This is a genomic window from Paenibacillus litoralis, from assembly GCF_046244365.1.
Lineage (GTDB): Bacteria > Bacillota > Bacilli > Paenibacillales > NBRC-103111 > Paenibacillus_V.
The window spans coordinates 3,643,520-3,660,914 of the sequence record NZ_CP176395.1; the positions used below are offsets into that span (position 1 = coordinate 3,643,520).

Below are 17,395 nucleotides of genomic sequence, written 5' to 3' on the forward strand. Positions count from 1 at the left end.
GATTGAAGCTGCCATCCGTCCGTTTCAAAAGCGTCTATGCCAAGCTTTTTCTATCCTACGCCGCGTTGCTGTTAGTGACGACGGTCGCAGTCGGCGCAACTTCTTACCTCTTTTTTACTTCGAGCTTGAATGATGAGGTGGAGAAGGTTCACTCCCGCATGCTGACCCATACGAGCGAACAGCTGCAGGTGAACCTGCTGGAGAAAGCCGAAAAAATATTCGCGGATTTGGCGACGAACGCGGATGTGCATTATTTGTTCGACAATCCGGTGGCGGGGAATCACGCGAGGGTGGGAGAAATTCTTCAATATTTACGGGCGATGGTTGCGCTGAATCCGAACCAGGTGGAGTCGGTCTCCGTTTATTACCGCGGAAGCAACGCGATCATTTCCTCGAACCACGGACTTGCGCTCCTGGACAGCTTGCCCGATAAAGTCACGGTCAGCACGGACTGGATCGAACGAATGAACCGTGCGGATACGGGATCGATATGGCTCGAAACGCGCAAGGTGCCGGTCAGCACGACCTCGGACACTTTCGCCGCCGATGTCGTCTCGTATGTAGGCGGCTATCCTTACTATTCCATGGGGATGAAGGCGAAGGGCTTCATCTCCGTTAACTTGAAAGCGGAAGCTTTCTATCAGATGATCCGGTCCACGGACCAAACGGATAGAGGGCAGCTGTGGATCATGAGCGAGTCCGGGCGAATCATTTCGATGGGAAATCCGGAGGCGGAAATCGGCACGGATGAGGGAATGAGGCTGCTGGCGAACATGCGGGGCAGCGAGAAGGGGGAGTTTTCGGATTGGATCGGGGGCGTATCCGCGCTGGTCTCCTATACGAAAATACCGACTACGGACTGGCTGCTCGTTCAGGCGACACCGACGGACGAGTATAACCGCAAGGCGGCTGCGATCCAAAGAACACTTGTTTTCGTCTGTCTGGCTGCGATCGGGCTCGGTCTTATTTTTTCCAGAGTGCTGACCTCAAGTATGTATATGCCTTTAAAAGCGCTACTACATACGGTCAAAAGCCTGTTCAACACGTCTTTCCCGGCCTCGCCGGGCAAGCATGAGAACGAGTACAAGCAGATCGACGACTTTGTGGCCAACCTTTCGGTGAAAATGAGCGGTCTGGAAGCGACGGTATCCGAAAACATTCCGATCATCCGGCATAACCTCGTCTTCGGGTTGCTGAACCGAACCATCACGCAGGAAGCGGAGCTGTCGGACCGTCTGCGTTTTCTCGGGCTGGACTGGACGGAGCCGTTCTATTCCGTGCTGCTGGTAAGGATCGACGAACGCGACATGAGCGCGCTCAGCGAAGAAAACCGGCAGGTTGTCGTCTATAACCTTATACGCGAGCTGGAACAGATGCGAACGGGCGATATTTCCTTCTCGGCCATTTCTTCCTCCGCAACCGATATTTCGGCGATCGTCAACTGCCGGATCCAAGAGGACGAGCTGCTGCGCGGTATCGCGGAACGGCTTTCCGCGTTCGGATGCGAGCAGTTCCGGGTCAGGCTGGCCGCTTCATCGGGCGGCTGGGTGGTCGGACCTCTCCGTCTGTATCTTTCCTGCCGGGAGGCGCAAGACACGATCGAGCAGCGGTTTTTTCGCCCGGATACGGTGTTTTTCGCGCATGCGGATTACGGGATCAAAGGAACGGCGCACGAGGAAATACCGGAAGCGATGCAAGCGGCGTTTACGGAAGCGCTCAAGGGACGGGATCTCTCCGTTCTGAAGGAAACGTTGTCGGATTTCGTCCGTCATCTGGAAGCGGGAAGATTTACCGCAGAATACGGTCACGAGAAATGGAAGCAGTGGGTCGGACTGTACCGGCAATATATCAAAGACATGCATCTGAAGTCGAGTGAAGTGATCGGCGAGCGGCTTATGGAGCAATTTCAGACGATCGCCGACATTCGCGAGTTCGAGGCGTGGCTGCTGGAGGCGGCGGAGCAGACGTTCCGGTTCGTGGAGGAACGAAGCCGCAATAAATCGGGGGAATCGATCGGCGAGATCAAACGTTACGTCGAGGAGCATCTGGCGGAGGATCTCAGCTTGCAGATCGTGGCGGAACGCGTGAGCCTGCATCCGAGGTATGTCAGCCAGCTGTTCAAAGAAGAAACGGGCGTCAATTTTGTCGATTACGTCAACAAGCGGCGCATTGAGGCGGCGGCGCAGCTGATCAAGACAACCGATCTGAACGTGGAGCAAATCGCAAACCGCGTCGGCTTCAACACGCCGGCTTATTTCATCAAGAAGTTCAAGGAAGTTTACGGGGTTACGCCGAAGGCTTACAAATTCAACTATACGACAAATCAATAGGACAGCGCAGGAACGTGTCCGGAGAAGCTCGATCCGCTTGGATCGCTTTCCCGTGCACGTTTTTTTCGAATCGGGGGGTTCGTGCTGGGGGCAGGCCGATGCCAACGTCCGCGAGCCATAAGCCGATTGCCCGGCCCCGTTCTATAATCTGACGAATGATGTACCGCCAAAAACGGGGCAATCTGAAAGTTGTTCTATAATCTGATCTATTTGTTATTGTTGCTCGGCGCCGTTATCCGCTATGTTTGGGGAGCCGGACGACATGACGGGGAAAGCGGATGGCGGACGCAGAAAACGAGTGAATGACGGATACCAACAGAGAAACCGAAATCAGAAAGGAGCGCCAGCTTATGAATCGTCCCCTTGCTTCGAAAACGCTTCCGGGCCGAGGCAATCCGATCGGAAACAGCAGATTGATCCGATCGTTCCGCGGCTACTGGAAGTACAAATATTTAACGCTGCTCTTCCTCCCTGCGGCGGTCTATTATTTTATCTTCCATTACATGCCGATATACGGCATCCTGATCGCCTTCAAAAACTACAAATTCAGCCAGGGCATCCTAGGGAGCGCGTGGGTCGGCTTCGATCATTTTCGCGAACTGTTCGCGCTGGGCAGCTTTTGGCAGGTGTTTCGCAATACGCTGATCATCAGCTTCTTTAAACTCATATTCGGGTTCCCCGCGCCGATTGTGTTCGCGCTTTTGCTTAACGAAATTCGCGTTGCGTTTTTTAAGAAAACGGTGCAAACGATCAGCTATTTCCCGCATTTTCTGTCATGGGTCGTGCTAGGCGGTCTTGCGATTCAATTTCTGTCCCCGTCGATCGGTCCGATCAATATCGTGCTGCAGGCGCTCGGCTTTAAACCGATTTATTTTCTCGGCAGTCCCGAATGGTTCCGTTCCGTCCTGGTCATCACCGACATCTGGAAGGAGCTCGGCTGGGGGACGATCGTTTATCTGGCCGCGATTACGGGGGTCAACCCGGAGCTGCACGAAGCGGCTACCGTGGACGGGGCCAACCGGTATCACCGCATCCGCTATGTGACGTTGCCTGCAATGGCGCCTGTCATTACCATCATGCTCATCTTCGCGATAGGACGATTGATCAACGACGACTTCGACCAAGTGTTCAACCTGTACAACGCCGCGGTCATGGAAGTGGGCGATGTGCTCAGCACTTATACGTACAGAGTCGGTCTTGTGAACATGCAGTACAGCTTCTCGACCGCCGTCGGGCTGTTCAAAAACATCATCGCTTTCGCGCTTGTCTTAGGCGCCAATGCGCTTGCGAAGAAATTCAACGAATACGGCTTATGGTAAGCCGCACAGGGAAAGGTGGGGTCTGCCATGATCGATAAAAAGACGAATCTGTTCGATGTGCTCAATACGATTTTCATGATAGCGTTATGCTTGACGACCGTTTATCCGTTCCTGTACCTGTTGTCGCTCTCGTTCAGCACGGGGGATATCAAGCTCACCAACATTAATCTCATTCCGCCGAAGGTGACATGGGCCAACTACGATAAGGTGCTCACGAACGACTTCATATTAAGCGGCTTCATCAACACGGTAACGCGGACCGTACTCGGAACGGCGCTATCGATATGCGCGACCGTATTCGCGGCGTATCCGCTGGCGAAGCGATATTTTCCGCACCGCACGTTCTGGACCGCGTTCATCGTCTTTACGATGTTCTTCAGCGGCGGGCTGATTCCAAGCTACTTGCTCGTCAAAAGCTTGGGTCTCATGAACAGCATTTGGGCTCTTGTGCTGCCCGGCATGATCAGCGCGTTTTCGCTCATCATCGCCCGCAATTTCTTTATGGCGCTGCCGGAAAGCTTGGAGGAATCGGCCAAAATCGACGGCGCCAACGAGATCGTCATTTTGTTCAAAATCATCATTCCGATTTCGATGCCGATTATCGCGACGCTTTCGCTCTGGATGGCCGTATCGCACTGGAACGCATGGTTCGACAGCCTGATCTATATGACCGATTCGCATAAGCAAGTGCTTCAGGTCGTCATGCGAAGAATCGTGCTGCTGGGCTCGAAGGATGTCATGGACGTCAACTCCTTCGACGATCCGCTCCTTGTCGCGAATCCCGAAACGATCAAAGCGGCGACGATTATGGTTACCGTGATCCCGATTGTCCTGGTATATCCGTTCCTGCAAAAATATTTCGTCAAAGGCGTTCTCGTCGGCTCCTTAAAAGGCTGATTTCATGAGGGTGTAGCATGGACCGAGCCCGGGTCGGTTCCACGTTGACCATATAGAAGTGCTGTGATTCGAAATAATGGGAGGTCTTCCTAATGAAAAAGTTCCAAAACAAACGTGCGTTGGCCGCGATAGTGGCATCGCTCATGCTGGCTTCCGTCGCCGCAGGCTGCTCGTCGTCGAAAGAAGAGAAAGAAACGGGCGGTACGAAGGACGGCGGGGCGCAATCGAATAAGCAGGTTTCGATTTCTTGGGTATCGGGTCAGTCGACGCCGGTTGACGCGAACGCCAAGATGATTAAATATTGGAATGAAAAATTGAACGTCAAGCTGGACATCTGGAATGTCGAATCGAATAACTTCGCCGAAGCGATGAACCTGAAATTCGCATCCGGCGAAATCCCGGACCGTATGGTCGTCAACGGCTTCGCCATGCTGCAAAAATACGTAGACCAGGATCTGCTTGCGGAAATCCCGCTCGAGATGCTGAAGAAGCATGCGCCGAACGTTTATGCCAAAACGGAGAAGGAAATGCCGAACGCATTCGAATACGCCAAAATCAGCGGCAAAATTTACGGCATTCCGAAGCTCGTCATGTACGACCGCTTCCGTGCTCCGGTCGTCTGGCGCGGCGATTGGCTGAAAAACGTCGGCATCGCGAAAACGCCGGAAACGCTGGAGGAGTTCGAGCAGGCGATCTACAAGCTGGCGAACGGAGACCCGGACAAAAACGGTAAAAAAGATACGTACGGCTTCTCGGCTTCCTCGCTGCCGATGGTATACGGGGCGTTCGGCTATCTGCCGGACCGCTGGACCGAGAAGGACGGAAAGCTCGTTTACGGCGCGGTGCAGCCGGAAATCAAAGAGGCGCTTACGCTGCTTAACAAATGGTACAAGGACGGCGTTATCGATCCGGAATTCATTACCGGCGAGAACAACGGGGGATATTGGGCGCTTTCGCACGCGTTCATCAACGGTAGAATCGGCTTAACCGGACTAGGCGTATTCTATCACTGGAAGCCGCTTCTGTTCGAAGGCGATACCGCTTCGCATGACTACGTGGAGATGAAAAAGGTGAACGCAGCCGCGGCCGACGCAATGGCATACGGCATGCCGCCTAAGGGTCCGACCGGCAAGATGGGCGCTCCGCAAGGCTCTTTGCTGAACGGCAACTTCATCTCGCTCGGCAAGCAGTTGGAGAAGAACCCCGAGAAGATGGCCAAAGTGCTGGAGGTGATCGATACGATCAGCGCTTCGTCCTACGAAAATTACGTTACGGCGATGTTCGGAATCGAAGGCGAGGATTGGACGTTCAACCAAGATAAAGCGCCGGTGCTCAAGAACAATCAGACGACGCAGGATCTCGAGAAAATGGGCGCCAACAACGTTATGGAATCGCTGGAGCTGCCCGAGTTCTCCTCCGTCTCGATGTCCAAGCGGAACCAATGGGCGGCCGCCAACGGCTTCGAGAAGGGCGGCATCCGCAATCAGCTGCTGACCGCGCTGCCTTCTCAGTCGAAATACCAAGCGGAACTGCAAAAGCTCCAGGATCAGACATTCATCTCGATCATCGCCGGCGATAAGCCGATTTCCGAATTCGACGAATTCGTGAAAAAGTGGAGAAGCGGCGGCGGCGAGCAGATGGAGAAAGAAGCGAACGAATGGTTCTCGAAGCTGAAAAAATAGCCGCGAAATGATAGGCTATAGCTATGCGGGAGTATCCGGAGGGGTTGCAAATGCTGCTCCGAGGGATACTCTCTTCTAACTTTGCCGGCTTCCGGCCGGTACTGCGTCAGGAGAGGATACGTATGACAATCAAAGTAGGCATTGCCGGAGCAAGAGGGCTGAGCAACATCGATGGCTTTCGGGCGATTCCGGATGTGGAGGTCGTCGCGCTTTGCGATTTGCACGAAGGGCTTCTGAAAGAGCAGGCGGAGAAGTATCGCATCCCCCGCACCTACCGGATCTATGAAGACATGCTGGAGTCGGAGCTTGATGCCGTCGTCATTTCCACGCCGATGCAGCTTCACTTTCAGCAGACGGTTCAGGCACTGGAGGCGGGTAAGCATGTCATGTGCGAGGTCACCGCAGGCGTCGCGATGGATGAGCTGTGGTGGCTGAAGGAAGCGGCGGAGCGCAGCGGCAAAGTATATATGATGGCCGAAAACTACTGCTATATTCCCCAAAATCAGCTCCTTGCGAACATGGTACGCAAAGGGCTGTTCGGCGACGTTTACTTTGCGGAAGGGGAATATCTGCACGACATCAAACATCTGGCAAGCGGCTATAACCGGCGCGTGCCGGGCGACCAGGCGGCAGCGGGCAAGACGTCCTGGCGGAACTACTGGCAGCTGGGCAAACGCGGCACTTTCTATCCGACGCACAGTCTCGGCCCGGTCATGCAGTGGTTCCCGGGGGACCGGATCGTATCGGTATCCAGCTTCGGCACCGGCCGGCATACCGCACCGCATTTCCGCCAGGAGGATACGTCCGTTACGCTTTGCCGGCTGGAGAGCGGTAAGCTGATCAAGCTGAGGGTCGACTGCATTTCGAACCGGCCGGAGAACGGCGCTTACTACACGCTGCAAGGGACGAAGGGCTGCTACGAGGCGCCGAGAGGGCTTGGGGATCAGCATAAAATATATGTAAAGACGGACGGCGAGCATCATGACCAAGCGGCGTGGCGTCCGCTTACGGATTTTGACGAGCATTTGCCGGAGCGATACCGGAACGCAACGGAAGCGCAGCGAAACGCCGGTCATTTCGGCGGCGACTTCTTCATCGTGCAGGACTTTGTCGACGCGATCCGAAACGGCTCGAAGCCGCCGATCGACGTGTACGACGCTTGCGAGTGGACCGCAGTCGCGCTCCTGTCGGAGCTGTCGATCACGAACGGAGGAAGGCCGATGGAGATGCCGGACTTCCGGAAGACGAGTTCGTATAAGGATCAAATCATTAAGCTGTGATAGGGAACAAAGCGGCGAATGAAGTTTCGTCTGATTGTTCGATCCATAAAATAAACCTCCGAACCCGTTACTGGAGCGGGCGCGGAGGTTTATTGGCCGTTCGGCGATCGGCTAGTCGCGCTGCAGCAGCGACGCGCCGGCGATTCCCGGGTTTGTCATTTCGTACGGATCGAGGATGAGATTAAGCTCTTCTTCGCTCAGCACGTTATATTTCAGACAGAGATCGCGTACCGGCTGTCCCGTTTCGATCGCTTCTCGGGCGATCCGGGCGACAACCTCGTAACCGAGATGCGGGTTGAGCGCGGTAATGACGCCGACGCTCTTCTCTACATATTCCCGGCAGCGGTCCACATTCGCTTCGATACCGTCCAGGCAGTGGGTGCGGAAGACGCGGAACGCTTCGTTCATCATGCTGAGCGACTGCAGCAGATTGAATACAAGCACGGGCTCCATGACGTTCAGCTCAAGCTGGCCGGCCTCGGAAGCGAGGCAAATCGTATGATCGTTTCCGATGACCTGGAATGCGACTTGATTGACGACTTCGCACATGACCGGGTTAACCTTGCCCGGCATGATCGAAGAACCGGGCTGGCGCGACGGCAGGCGAATTTCTCCGAAGCCTGCGCGAGGGCCCGATGCGAGCAACCGCAAATCGTTGGCGATTTTGGACAGGTTGATCATGCATACCTTGAGCGCGGCGGAAACCTCCGTATACGCGTCCGTGTTTTGCGTCGCATCGACGAGATGCTCGGCGCCCTGAAGCGGCATTCCGCTATACTCGGCGAGCAGTTGAACTACGCGCTCGATGTAACGCGGATCGGCATTCAAGCCTGTGCCAACCGCCGTCGCGCCCATATTCACTTCGTACAGATGCTCGCGCGTAGCCGAAATCCGCTTAATATCGCGGGCGAATACGCGGCTGTAGGCATCGAATTCTTGTCCGAGCCGGATCGGCACGCCGTCCTGCAGATGGGTGCGTCCCATTTTGATGACGCCGTCGAATTCCACCGCTTTCTTTTTGAAGCTTTCGTGCAGGTCCTCCATCGTGTCGAGCAGCTTGCCGAGCAGCGACAGCGCCGCGATGTGGATAGCGGTCGGAAACGCGTCGTTCGTGGATTGCGCCATATTGACGTGCGAGTTCGGGCTAACCTTGAAATAGTCGCCTTTGTTGCCGCCTAGAAGCTCGATCGCCCGGTTCGCGATGACTTCGTTCGCATTCATATTGATCGAGGTGCCGGCCCCCCCTTGAATCGGGTCGACGATAAACTGGTCATGCCACTTGCCGTTCATGATTTCTTCAGCCGCTTGTACGATCGGTTCGCCGATCTGCGGGTTTAGCTGTCTGATTTCCATATTGGCTTGAGCGGCGGCCTTCTTGACGGTCGCGATCGCCACAATAAGCTCGCGGTGGATTCTGTAGCCGGTAATCGGGAAATTTTCTACTGCGCGAAGCGTCTGAATACCGTAGTATGCGTCGATCGGCACTTCCTTCTCACCAAGAAAATCTTTTTCGATGCGAGCTGCTTGTGCGGTTGTCATGATCGGTCTCCTCCGTTATCGGTGCGGCGCGGCGATGCCGCTTCCGCTTTGTTGTCGTTCCGGATCGATTGCAACTGCGCGCGTCCCGCTAACCGCGGGCTCTCCGGTGAAAAGCTTGGAGGCTGGTCGGCGGATGGACGGCGATCGAATCGTCAGAACGCCTGCGATACTTTGATAGTACCATAAAGTGCGAATGAAGCGTAATTCGAGCCAACATATGGAAAGTATAGCCGTATGCGGACTACGTTAGCGCTTATACCTTATATGTTATATTTCATTGACGCTTCTGGCAAGATATATGTCGTACTACTTCATATCCTTCCATTCTATAATATCATTCGATGTCGTTATTTTATACTAATTGTTGTCCTCATTTTTCAATAGAACAGCCGTTTTGGATGTGATAATATTTACGTTAGTCATTATTTTGCACTGATATGCCGGATTGTCGAATCAGCGGCTGCCTTTCCTGTAGTTCGCTGCATAGGACAAATCCATCGTAACGTTCTGAAGTCTAAATTCGAAGGAGAGATCATGTATGATTAAAGTCGGTATGATCAGCTATTGGCACGTTCATGCAAAAGATTATACGAAGCAGGCTTTGGAGCATCCGGATACGGAAATCGCTGCGGTTTGGGATGAAATACCGGAACGCGGGCGCAAAGAAGCGGAGGCGCTTGGCGTACCGTTCTACGAAAAGCTTGAAGATATGCTGGCCGACCCGAATATTGACGGAGTCATCAACGACGCCCCGACGGATCGTCACCACGAGGTGCTTGTAGCGGCTGCCAAAGCCGGGAAGCACATTTTCACCGAGAAAGTCGTCGCTCCGACCGTGAAGGAATGCACGGACATATTGGCGGCGGTTCAAGAAGCCGGCGTGAAGCTGACGGTATCGCTCCCGCGTCTTAACTTCGGGTACACGCTGAAGGTGCAGGAGCTGCTGCAGCAAGGAATTCTCGGTGACGTGACGCTCGTACGCACACGCTTGTCCCACGGCGGAGCGCTTCCTACGGAGAGCTCCCCGAACGGCTGGCTGCCGGCGCATTTCTTCAGCCTGGCGCAATGCGGCGGCGGAGCCATGATCGATCTCGGCTGCCATCCGATGTATTTGGCTCGTTTGTTCCTGAACGGCATGCCGGAATCGGTAAGCGCTACATACGGCTATGTAACCGGACGCGAAGTGGAAGACAACGCGGTTTCCGTGCTTCGCTATTCGAACGGGGCTGTCGCCATCGTGGAAGCCGGCTTCGTCAATTCGCAATCGCCGTTCGTGATCGAGGTGCACGGCACCGCAGGAAGCTTGCTGTACTCTACCCATGACGATAAGCTGCTCGTTCGGACCTCCAAGCCCGGCGTAGCCGGAAGCAAGGAGTGGACGGAGATCGAGCCGGTGCCGCAGGACCGCGAAACCGCATTCCATCAATGGGTGCGCCACATTCAGGACAATACGGTTGCGGACGAAAACATCGCGCTTGCGCTGGATCTCACGACGCTGATGGAAGCATCCAATCAATCGGCTCGCGGCGGCCGCCCGGTACGAATCGGCGAGCTGGCGTAAACGGACGCATCATGGGACAATCGGCTTCAGGGTTCAAACCGTTTCCATACGAGCCGATGCTGGAGCAGCCGCATGCGCTCGACAAGCTGGATATCCGCTTTCGCTGGGGCGATTACGGCGTTAAAGTGTTGAAGTTTCATTTGACGACGTTTCCGCAGGGCAAGGTGGTCGATTACCACAAGCATTCGGAATTCGAGCTTCACTTTATTCCTCGGGGCAAAGGAAAGCTTCTGCTGGAGGACGGCGAGCATTCGTTGTCGGCCGGTTTGATGTATGTGACGGGACCGAATGTGCTGCATCGCCAAGAGGCGGATATGCAGGAAGCGATGGATGAGCTTTGTTTGCATGTCGATCTGGTCCGCCTTCCGGCACGCGCAAGCGGTCACGTACAGGAAGACGATTGGGGCGGCGCGCTTGAGCGTGCGGAGGCGGAGCAGTGCGTCGAAAGGCTGTCCCGGCTACCCGCCGTCCCTGTCGCGGACCGGAACGACGCCATGCAGTCCTTCTTGACGGCGTACCGCGCTTGGTACGACGGCTCGCCGGGACTTTATACGATACTGAAGCAGTCGGTCATTCACATTCTGCTAAAAACGGTCAATGCCCAAACCAAGCAGCCGCCGCAGGTCGGCCTGCCTTCTCGCGACATGCATCGTTACCGTTACCAGCTTGCCGTCCAGTTCATTCACGATAACTACATGATGCCGCTGACCGTGGAGCATGTCGCCGAACGGGCGCAAATCAGCGCGCGCCAGCTGCAGCGGGTGTTCCGCAGCCAGACCGGCGAGACGTTCGGCGATTATCTGGAACGGTACCGGCTTACGCAGATTTGCCGGCAGCTGGAGCTGTCGGGCGACTCGATCCACCGGATCGCGGAGGCCAGCGGTTTTGCGAGCTCCAATTACTTGCACCATGTATTCAAGAAGCGGTTCGGCGAAACGCCGCTCGCTTACCGCGAACGGCATCGGAAGGGCGTATGAAAAGAAGCGGTTTGCAGCAACTCTCTGTCCATTCGAGAAGGAGTCTCCCGCGGGGCGGCTCCTTTTTCCTATGCGAACCGGGCGCCGGATACTGGCGGCCGCTTCTCCAATCAGGCTGGACAGACTCCCCGTTTGCCGATACAGGCGAAAGCTGATTTTTGATATTGTTGCCACTGCGTGTCATTTTGCAATCAAGCGAACGTTTGTGCTACAGTTTACTAGGGACAAGAAACATCGAACCCTGCATAACGTCGAGGCGCGATTTCGCGCGGTTGACGAAAACGACAGAAAGAGGCGATCCCTTTGGCGGCACATATCGAAGATACGACAGTACTGGCAAACGGCGTCAAGATGCCCTGGCTCGGGCTCGGCGTATGGCGCGTGGAGGAAGGAAACGAGGTTGTCGAATCCGTAAAGGCGGCCATCCGCAACGGTTACCGCAGCATTGATACGGCGGCCGTGTACGGGAACGAGGAAGGCGTTGGTCAAGCGATCCGCGAAAGCGGCATCGACCGGAACGACCTGTTCGTCACGACGAAGGTGTGGAACGCGAATCAAGGCTACGAATCGACGCTGCAGGCATTTGAAGAAAGCCGCCGCAAGCTCGGCCTCGATATCATCGATCTATATTTGATTCACTGGCCGGTGAAGGATAAGTATAAAGAAACGTGGCGCGCTCTGGAAAAACTGTATAAAGATGGAGCCGTCCGTGCGATCGGCGTGAGCAATTTCCACGTCCACCATCTACAGGATGTGATGGAAGGCGCGGAAGTTAAGCCTATGGTCAACCAAGTCGAGTTCCATCCGCTGCTGGCCCAGCCGGAGCTAAGGGCATTCTGCAAAGAGAACGGCATTCAGCTGGAAGCGTGGAGCCCGCTTATGCAGGGCCGTCTGGACAATCCTACGCTGCAGGAGCTTGCGGCCAAGCACGGCAAATCGCCGGCTCAAATCGTCCTTCGCTGGGATTTGCAGCATGGGGTCGTCACGATACCGAAATCGATTCAAGAGCACCGTATCCGTGAAAACGCCGGGATTTTCGATTTCGAGCTTTCCGCTCAAGACATGGCGGCGATCGATGCGATCAACCGCAACGAGCGCATCGGTCCGGATCCGGACAACTTTAACTTTTAACTCTTTTAGACGATTCAAGAGGCCTGGGATCGCTCCTTGGCCTTTTTGCCGCGCTGCAAGCAAAGAGGAAGGAGGAAGCCATGAAAATCGACAGGCTGCTGGCCATTACCATCCTGATCCTGAATAGGGGGAGAATAAGCGCCAAGGAACTGGCGGACCGCTTTGAAGTGTCCACCAAAACCATTTACCGGGACATGGAGGCACTGAACCAAGCGGGGATTCCGATCGTCGCCCACCAGGGAACAGCAGGCGGGTACGATATTTTGGAGCATTTTACGATAGCCCGCCAGTATTTATCGTTAGACGAGATTACTTCTGTTCTAACTGCGGTGAGAGGCATCGGTACCGTACTGGACGATGCGACTTTTGCCAGCGTACTCGAGAAAGTCAAAGCGCTGCTCCATAAATCGGATAGGGCGCAGTGGGAACGGCAAAACGATCCGATCGTCTTGGATTTGAATCCTTGGGGGCAAGGCGAGGAAGCCAGGAACAAAGTCAATGTGCTGAAGCAGGCGATCCACGAAACGAGGAAAGTGGTTTTGCGCTACATCGACAAGGACGGAACGGAAAGCGATAGGGTAGCGGAGCCTTATGCGCTGATCCTAAAGGGCAATGTGTGGTACGTACAAGCATTTTGTACCCTGCGCGATGATTTTAGAGTATTCCGTTTGTCCCGCGTGCGGCATTTGCGGGATTTGCCGGAACGGTTCGATAAGCGTACGGCTCCGCCGCTCGACGGCTACTCCTGGGAGCCGGGATGGTCCAAGCATAAGGAGAAAACCATGGTGCTTGCTTTCCAGCCCGAGGTTCGACACCGCGTGGGAGATACGTTTCATCCCGATCAAGTGACCGACATGCCGGACGGCTCCATGCGCGTGACGGGGCAGTTCCCGGAGGACGAATGGTTTTACGGGATGGTTCTTAGTTACGGTGATGGCGTGAAGGTCGAAAGCCCTGAGGAAGTAGCGAAAGAAGTCGTCGACCGGGCAAAAAAAATTGTCGGGCGGTATGCGAACTAAGACATATAGATGTCCGGTTTTGGGGTGTATCATTACGCTATACCACCAGAAAAGAGGACGATAGATGGAGAGCGGCATCATTAGAAAACCGGCATTCAAGCTTATCGGCGTGAGCGCAAGAACGACAAATGCAGCGGAGGCGGGTCCGAACGGACGCTTGCCTGCGTTATGGGACGCTTTTTTGGCCAGCCGAATTTCCGAACGGCCCGAAGTTGCCAATCCGCATTTCATTTATGGGTTGTATACGGATTATGAAAGTGACGTCAACGGAGCGTATACGGCGCTTCTGGGAATGGAGGCTGCAGACGATGCAAGCCCCGAGTTACCGGATCTCCAGGGCGCAGTCGTGCCGGAATCCAAGTACATGGTCTTCCAGTCGGCAAAAGGCCCGCTGCATGAGGTCGTTCCTCAAGCGTGGCGGTACATCTGGGACTATTTTCAGAACGGTGCTGTAAAGAGAGCGTATACGGGAGATTTCGAGCTTTACGATTCCCGCGATTTCGATCCTCGGCATACGTCGGTGCAAATTTATATTTCCGTCGAATAAAACAGAAGACGCCTATAAGGCGTTTTTTTGTTTTGCATAATCGCTCAAAAGTTTATCGTTTTTTTAGAATTCGTTGATAGGCAGTTTATAACTGTCTTGTACGATAGGAGGAGGACTGTTAGGCATAGTCTTTAGGGAAATGTAAAGGAGTGGATTTTAGATGGGTCTATTAATCGCTACCGTAACGCGGGAGACGCGGAATTTGCTTGCAAAACGCTCCATCCGCATCCTATTTGGGCTTTCCGTTCTGCTGTCGGTTGGGGCGGCTTACTTGCTCGTTCGTATGCAGGATATGATCGGAATGGGCGATGTCAGCGGCATGGCTTTTCCTTTGCTTACGCTCGGCGTGTTGACCACCGTTTTTTTGCCGCTGCTGCTCGTCGCCTCCGTTTCGGATTCGTTTGCGATGCAGACCGGCAGTGCGAATCCTAAATCAACAGCGCTCGCACGGTTTAAACGATTCGCTTCGCGTCTGCTTGCCGTCGCTTGTCTGATCGTGCTTCAGCTAGCCCTCGTTTGGGCAAGCTCCAGCGTTGTCGGCCTGTTGTTCATGAGCGATCTGCCTCCGGAAGGGCTCGCGAGCGGGCTTGTCGCATACGGCGCCGCGTTCTTCCCGTTACTCGCTCTGGGGTTTGCCTCTGCGCTGATCGCCAGGCAGTTCCGCAGCCGGGCGGCTGCTGCAATCGTCAGCGCCTCCGTGTACGTCGTCGCCAAAACCGTAACCGTGGCATTTCCGCATTCGGCGTCCTTTACGGTATTCGCATACGAAGATTGGCATGTGCTCTGGATGGGGAGCTCCGTTTCGTTCAATCAAATGACCAACGTATTTATGTTTATCCTGCTGTGTAGTATAGTAGCGTATACGGCGGGATTGTATTCGTTCGAGAAGCGCGAGGTGTAGGGCGACAAAGTGTCCATTCGAATCCGATTATTGTTGTCCCATATCGCGATGGTCGTCGTGCCGATCGTACTGCTTCTTCTTGCTATGGGTCTTGTATCGACGCTGCTGCTCGGAGACGACAGCTCGCTCTACCGCGTATTTAAAGCGGGCAGCAATCTGAAAGCCATGCAAACAAAGATCGAAGGCGAGCTTCAGTACATTAGCGGGAACGATTCGAAGAAGCTCCTCGATCCCGCTTATTTGGAGCCTTTAAACCGCAGACTGGACGAAATGCAGTCCGGTATTGCCGTCGCCGTAAGCGGTGCCGTCGTTTATTCATCTCCTTCTGTAACCGACTATATGGCTGCGAAAGGGATGGTCGGGGCAGATGCGCTTGCTAAAGCGCTCCCGAGCCGGCGCGACAAAGCCAAACCGCTGGATACCGGCACTATCGTTTACCAAACGGAAATCTTCCCGTTCCCGCTTTCCGGCGGCGGAGAGGGAACGTTATATTTCTTTACGAATAACGAAACGAAATTCGCAGGTCTTCGACCGCTGCAGTTTCTTATCATGCTGCTTGCTTTGGCCGTGACGAACGGCGTTCTGACCTACATCGTTTCGCGAAGCATCATCAAGCCCCTGTACACGTTAAAAAGAGCCGCCGAAACGATTAAGGACGGCGATCTTGATTTCGAGGTGAAGCCGACGACGAACGATGAAATCGGCGAAGTCAGCGTTGCGTTCGAAGAAATGCGGCGCCGGCTCAAAGATTCGATCGACCAAGGGATGCAGTATGAGGAAAACCGCAAAGAGCTGATTTCCCATATCTCCCATGACTTGAAGACGCCGATCACTTCGATTAAGGGTTATGTGGAAGGCATTCTGGACGGGGTCGCGAATTCGCCTCAAAAGCAGGAGACGTATATGCGGCGCATCTATCACCGGGCGGTCGAGATGGATAGGCTGATCGACGAGCTGTTTTTATTCTCGAAGCTGGATTTGAAGAAGCTGCCGTTTCATTTTGAACGCCTCGATATCGTCCGGTATGCGCGCGACTGTATGGAGGAAATGCGGATCGATCTGGAGAAGGAAGGGATCGAGCTTCATTACGATGCGGAAGATTGCCGGCCCGTAATAGTCGTGGCCGACAGAGAGAAGCTGAACAGGGTGATGGTCAATATTATCGAGAACAGCATGAAATATATGCGCAAGCCGAGTACGGGCTCGAAACGGATCTCTGCGGCGCTGATCGACGGGGCGAACGAGGTGACGATCCGCATTTCGGACAACGGTCCCGGCGTTCCGGAGCATGCGCTTGAGCATATTTTCGACAGCTTCTACCGCGCGGAACCGTCTAGAAGCGCCGGGAGCGGCGGCAGCGGACTCGGCTTGTCCATCGTCCGGCATATCGTGAACGAACATGGCGGCAAGGTTTGGGCGGCGAGCGAGGAAGGGCGGGGCATGACGATTACGTTCACGCTTCCGAAACCTAAGGAAGATAGCGCGGTGATGCAGACATGAAACGAATTCTGATTGTCGAGGACGATTTGTATATCGCAGAGCTGCAGAGGGATTACTTGGAAATCGACGGGTATGAGGCGGAAATCGTGGACGATGGCCGTCTCGGCTTGGAAAAGGCGATGCGCGTAGAGTACGACCTCATCATTCTCGATGTGATGCTGCCGAACATGGACGGGTTCGAGCTATGCCGTCAAATTCGCGCCGTCAAAAATATTCCGATTTTGCTGGTGTCGGCGAAGAAGGAAGATATCGATAAAATACGAGGACTCGGTCTCGGGGCCGACGATTATATGACCAAACCGTTCAGTCCGGGCGAGCTGGTCGCGAGGGTGAAGGCGCACCTGTCCCGTTACGACAGGCTTACGGGAGGCAAGGACGAGCCGAAGGACGACATTCGAATCCGCGGCTTCCATCTCGTCAAGTCTACTAGAAGAGTAAGCATCAACGGGAAAGAAATCGCGTTTACGTCGAAGGAATTCGATCTGCTGCTTTTTCTGGCATCCCATCCGAACCGCGTCTTCAGCAAGAACGAGCTGTTCGAGCGCATTTGGGGGCTGGAATCGAACGGGGACGCGGCGACGGTTACCGTACATATTGGCAAACTCCGCGATAAGATCGAACCGGATACGGCGAACCCACAGTATATTGAAACCATCTGGGGCGTAGGCTACCGGTTTCTGTCATAAGTCTACGTTAGAGCAGCCCCCGCGGG

The 17,395-nt window shown here is 54.6% G+C and carries 14 protein-coding genes; 13 read left to right on the top strand and 1 reads right to left on the bottom strand.

The genetic code is table 11. The features are described 5' to 3' along the window. The first annotated feature begins 2 nt into the window (after positions 1–2). The 5 genes from ACKGJP_RS14610 (at position 3) to ACKGJP_RS14630 (ending at position 7,508) form a co-directional block, all read left to right on the top strand. Entirely contained in the window at positions 3–2,330 is a 2,328-nt protein-coding gene (locus tag ACKGJP_RS14610) for an AraC family transcriptional regulator (protein WP_409346353.1), read from the top strand. A 350-nt stretch (positions 2,331–2,680) separates the two neighbouring features. Then, a complete protein-coding gene (locus tag ACKGJP_RS14615) occupies positions 2,681–3,649 on the top strand; it encodes an ABC transporter permease (protein WP_409346354.1) in 969 nt (322 codons plus the stop codon). Between the two features lie 27 nt (positions 3,650–3,676). Then, positions 3,677–4,546: a carbohydrate ABC transporter permease gene (locus ACKGJP_RS14620; protein ID WP_409346355.1), complete on the top strand. Its 870-nt coding sequence runs from the start codon at positions 3,677–3,679 to the stop codon at positions 4,544–4,546. A 92-nt stretch (positions 4,547–4,638) separates the two neighbouring features. Next, the gene (locus tag ACKGJP_RS14625; protein WP_409346356.1) at positions 4,639–6,228 is read left to right on the top strand and encodes an extracellular solute-binding protein; all 1,590 of its coding nucleotides are present in this window, start codon (positions 4,639–4,641) and stop codon (positions 6,226–6,228) included. A 122-nt stretch (positions 6,229–6,350) separates the two neighbouring features. Further along, positions 6,351–7,508 (top strand): Gfo/Idh/MocA family protein, encoded by a 1,158-nt coding sequence (locus tag ACKGJP_RS14630; RefSeq protein WP_409346357.1) that lies wholly within the window; start codon positions 6,351–6,353, stop codon positions 7,506–7,508. Positions 7,509–7,619: 111 nt separating this feature from the next. Here the strand turns inward: ACKGJP_RS14630 and aspA are convergent, their stop codons facing one another. Then, positions 7,620–9,047, bottom strand: a complete 1,428-nt coding sequence (gene aspA, locus ACKGJP_RS14635) for an aspartate ammonia-lyase (protein WP_409346358.1) — start codon at positions 9,045–9,047, stop codon at positions 7,620–7,622. A gap of 538 nt (positions 9,048–9,585) precedes the next feature. Between aspA and ACKGJP_RS14640 the strand changes: the two genes are divergently transcribed. The 8 genes from ACKGJP_RS14640 to ACKGJP_RS14675 all read left to right on the top strand — a co-directional run bounded on the left by ACKGJP_RS14640 (position 9,586) and on the right by ACKGJP_RS14675 (position 17,369). After that, entirely contained in the window at positions 9,586–10,608 is a 1,023-nt protein-coding gene (locus ACKGJP_RS14640; RefSeq protein ID WP_409346359.1) for a Gfo/Idh/MocA family protein, read from the top strand. 11 nt (positions 10,609–10,619) lie between these two features. After that, positions 10,620–11,585: a helix-turn-helix domain-containing protein gene (locus ACKGJP_RS14645; protein ID WP_409346360.1), complete on the top strand. Its 966-nt coding sequence runs from the start codon at positions 10,620–10,622 to the stop codon at positions 11,583–11,585. A 351-nt stretch (positions 11,586–11,936) separates the two neighbouring features. Then, positions 11,937–12,716, top strand: coding sequence for an aldo/keto reductase (locus tag ACKGJP_RS14650; protein ID WP_409347165.1), 780 nt, complete (start codon positions 11,937–11,939; stop codon positions 12,714–12,716). Positions 12,717–12,796: 80 nt separating this feature from the next. Continuing rightward, positions 12,797–13,735, top strand: a complete 939-nt coding sequence (locus tag ACKGJP_RS14655) for a helix-turn-helix transcriptional regulator (protein ID WP_409346361.1) — start codon at positions 12,797–12,799, stop codon at positions 13,733–13,735. Between the two features lie 64 nt (positions 13,736–13,799). Beyond that, positions 13,800–14,282, top strand: a complete 483-nt coding sequence (locus tag ACKGJP_RS14660) for a GyrI-like domain-containing protein (protein WP_409346362.1) — start codon at positions 13,800–13,802, stop codon at positions 14,280–14,282. A 160-nt stretch (positions 14,283–14,442) separates the two neighbouring features. Then, positions 14,443–15,183, top strand: coding sequence for a hypothetical protein (locus ACKGJP_RS14665; RefSeq protein ID WP_409346363.1), 741 nt, complete (start codon positions 14,443–14,445; stop codon positions 15,181–15,183). 9 nt (positions 15,184–15,192) lie between these two features. After that, the gene (locus tag ACKGJP_RS14670; RefSeq protein WP_409346364.1) at positions 15,193–16,683 is read left to right on the top strand and encodes an ATP-binding protein; all 1,491 of its coding nucleotides are present in this window, start codon (positions 15,193–15,195) and stop codon (positions 16,681–16,683) included. After that, positions 16,680–17,369, top strand: coding sequence for a response regulator transcription factor (locus tag ACKGJP_RS14675; RefSeq protein ID WP_409346365.1), 690 nt, complete (start codon positions 16,680–16,682; stop codon positions 17,367–17,369). Before ACKGJP_RS14670 ends, ACKGJP_RS14675 begins: the two co-directional genes overlap by 4 nt. Positions 17,370–17,395: the final 26 nt, after the last annotated feature.